We start from the raw sequence: 2,650 nt of genomic DNA, 5'->3' as shown, positions 1-2,650 counted from the left end.
CTCGCTAGGAGGCGGCTCAGGAATAGAGATGCGGTTGTCTTGCCCTGCCCCCCGGACAGGGACGCGATGGCGACTGCGATCATGGCTTTAGGGACATGGGATGGGGTTTTCTATATATATCGTCATCTAAAAAACGAAAATAGTCAATATCTAAATAACTAAAAAGCTAATTTAATAATTTTATTTTTTTAGTTATTTAGATATTTAGTGAAAGATAAAGAGCTAAACTTAGCATTTTAGTAAAAAGCTAAATTATTAAAATTAGCAAGTGAGCGGAGTTCGCGCAGTCCGCGCAGTCCCCACCCAATTTTCCTCCACAGACTCTATAGATGCGTGTTTAAAAGGCGCGGCGCGTGTTTCTTTATGTGGAGTGCGTGTTTAAAAGGCGCAGTGCGTGTTTCTTTATAGTTAACGGCGGCCTGCATTCACGCACTCTTTTGTCAAGAGTGAATGCAGGTCAATCAATGCAGATAACGGCATTGGGGCAGTGCTGTTCGATGAGGGGGCGGACAACGCTCCATTCGCCCCGTCCCCCAGACCATCCAAGCTTGTAGGGAAGGAAAGGAGTTAGTTCCAATTCCAGGGATTTGTGGTGGAGTTTAGATAAACAGAGCGCCAAGGCATCGTAATCGGTATAGCGTTTCTTGCTGCCATGTAAGTTTTGACCCGCCATATTGCACACCCAAAGTTCGGGAATGGAGCTAACCCGAACCATTTGGACTTTACCGAGAACAAAACGCTTTCGACCTGCATCGGGGCCGCAGAAGCGCCGATACTCCAACTCAACCACCGGCCACTTCGCTGCAATTGAAGAGCCCAAACCAGTGTGAAGTACCCCAACGCAGCAGACCTGATGAGCAATGATACCCGTTTCGACATCACGGATGAGTTTGAGCTTCTTTTCTAGTACCATGTGCTATATGATACTAGCTCTCGTGGCTGGTGCGATCGACGGATTTGCGTCCAGACAGGGTGTTGGCTCACAGCAATAAACCAGGCTTAATCAATAATGGCTGTTTATTGTAAAGCAATTTGTGCAACAGGTTGTTGCACAAATTGCTCGTTCGGGTAAGATTCCGCAAAACTTCTCATATACAAGAGACATATGAGATGAGAAACCCTTCATCTCTTGTAAAGCTTTTGGCAAGTCGGCCACTAAATTGTCTATAACTTTCGCCACCGCGCATCCACTCCCCGTCCCACACATTTAATCCTTCCCTCATCCCGTTCTTGACGCAAAATGCGACGAATTAAATCCACAGAAACCACCGGACAACGTTGCTGTAACTCTCGCATCGAAAACTCGATGCGGCAAACTCTCAATTGCCTGTAAAACCATTGCCGTTTTCGTTCCTTTTGCTCCTCCAATCACCCCAACCCGCTGCTCAAATTCTCGATAAGCTCCCAGTAACATTACGCCTAAAAAATACTCCCACTCCTGGCAACAAGCTATGCTTCCCCTCATGCCAATTTTGAGAAGATTGGTACAAGGCATCATAATAGCTTTCTTTGGTGCGCTCCACAATTTGTTCTAAACTAATAAACTGCCCTACTTCATAACCCGCTTGATACAACAATAACAGCGTCAGCAATCTTGCCATTCGTCCGTTACCATCCAGAAATGGATGAATGCACAAAAAATCCAGAACATAACTAGCAATCAACAACAATGGTTCAATCTCACCTTCACGGGAAAATAGATTAAATTTCTCATGCAACTCTTCCATAGCCTGAGATGTGGCATAGGCGGCAACAGGAGTAAATCGCACTATTTGTCTACCATCAGTTGTGGTTGCCGTAATTAGATTTTCTGTTGTTTTCCAACAGCCACCTAAACCGACGCTAAATTGATATAAATCGCGATGAAACTGCAAAACAATATTCGGAGTAAATGGAATATAACCATAGCTAGCGTGAATTGTATTTAGCACATTCCGATAGCCCGCGATTTCCTGTTCTGAACGATCCCTTGGTGCTGTGCGTTCCGTTACTAAGAAAGCGAATTCGCGCCAGAGGAACGGTAATTCCTTCAATGCGGTTAGAAGATTCGGTACTTTGAATAATCGCAGTTTGCCGCAAAGTTTCTAGCACTTGTGGTGCTTGTTGTTTGTACAACTCCTGTTTACCTTTGTACTCCCCAATTAAGCGAATTGTCTGTAGGAGTTTTTGGGTAATCGGTTGCTGGGTTAAAAAAGTCTGTTCAAAAGATTTCATTGATTTAAAAGCACCACTGTAATAGCCATTGAGTCGCTTTGGTCTATTATATAAGTATTTTTAATATAGGTACTACCCTGGTCACAGTACCTATATTAAAGGTATTGTACCCGATTCATCTGTACTGTTTTGTGCGTCAAAGGTCGCCAACTTCCCACCGGGACTATAGTACCAATACCCTGGAATAAGGGGCTAAATGCCCAAATTAACGAACGCTATTTTCCTCCACAGACTCTAAAGATGCGTGTTCAAAAGGCGCGGTGCGTGTTTAAAAAGGCGCGGCGCGCGTTTAAAAGGCGCGGTGCGTGTTTTCCCGCTATGAAACAACATAATATGACGCGCGGCCTTGACCCTCTAATTTCAACTGGTTGGCATCAGTCAACTTCCGCAGCAGGCGACTAGCTTGGTCTTCGCTGATACGACAAAGTTCCACAGC

4 protein-coding genes are annotated in these 2,650 nt (G+C 44.8%); all 4 read right to left on the bottom strand.

The window, feature by feature from the left end; all coding sequences use genetic code 11:
• Nucleotides 1-457: 457 nt before the first annotated feature.
• Nucleotides 458-913: a hypothetical protein gene (locus QUB10_RS34005; protein ID WP_333207523.1), complete on the bottom strand. Its 456-nt coding sequence runs from the start codon at nt 911-913 to the stop codon at nt 458-460.
• 251 nt (nt 914-1,164) lie between these two features.
• Nucleotides 1,165-1,368 (bottom strand): hypothetical protein, encoded by a 204-nt coding sequence (locus QUB10_RS34000; protein ID WP_333145883.1) that lies wholly within the window; start codon nt 1,366-1,368, stop codon nt 1,165-1,167.
• Nucleotides 1,369-1,385: 17 nt separating this feature from the next.
• Nucleotides 1,386-1,931: a Fic family protein gene (locus QUB10_RS33995; RefSeq protein ID WP_333145881.1), complete on the bottom strand. Its 546-nt coding sequence runs from the start codon at nt 1,929-1,931 to the stop codon at nt 1,386-1,388.
• Nucleotides 1,909-2,214: a hypothetical protein gene (locus QUB10_RS33990; protein WP_333207522.1), complete on the bottom strand. Its 306-nt coding sequence runs from the start codon at nt 2,212-2,214 to the stop codon at nt 1,909-1,911. Before QUB10_RS33990 ends, QUB10_RS33995 begins: the two co-directional genes overlap by 23 nt.
• Nucleotides 2,215-2,650: the final 436 nt, after the last annotated feature.

The organism is Microcoleus sp. B5-D4 (assembly GCF_036705145.1).
In the GTDB taxonomy this organism is placed as follows: Bacteria; Cyanobacteriota; Cyanobacteriia; order Cyanobacteriales; family Microcoleaceae; genus Microcoleus.
This window is presented reverse-complemented; position numbering and strand designations above follow the sequence as displayed.

What these genes read in the sequence shown, in the direction of transcription:
- QUB10_RS33990 (WP_333207522.1), bottom strand. Translation starts at nt 2,214, where the DNA reads ATGAAATCTTTTGAACAGACTTTTTTAACCCAGCAACCGATTACCCAA.
- QUB10_RS34005 (WP_333207523.1), bottom strand. Translation starts at nt 913, where the DNA reads ATGGTACTAGAAAAGAAGCTCAAACTCATCCGTGATGTCGAAACGGGT.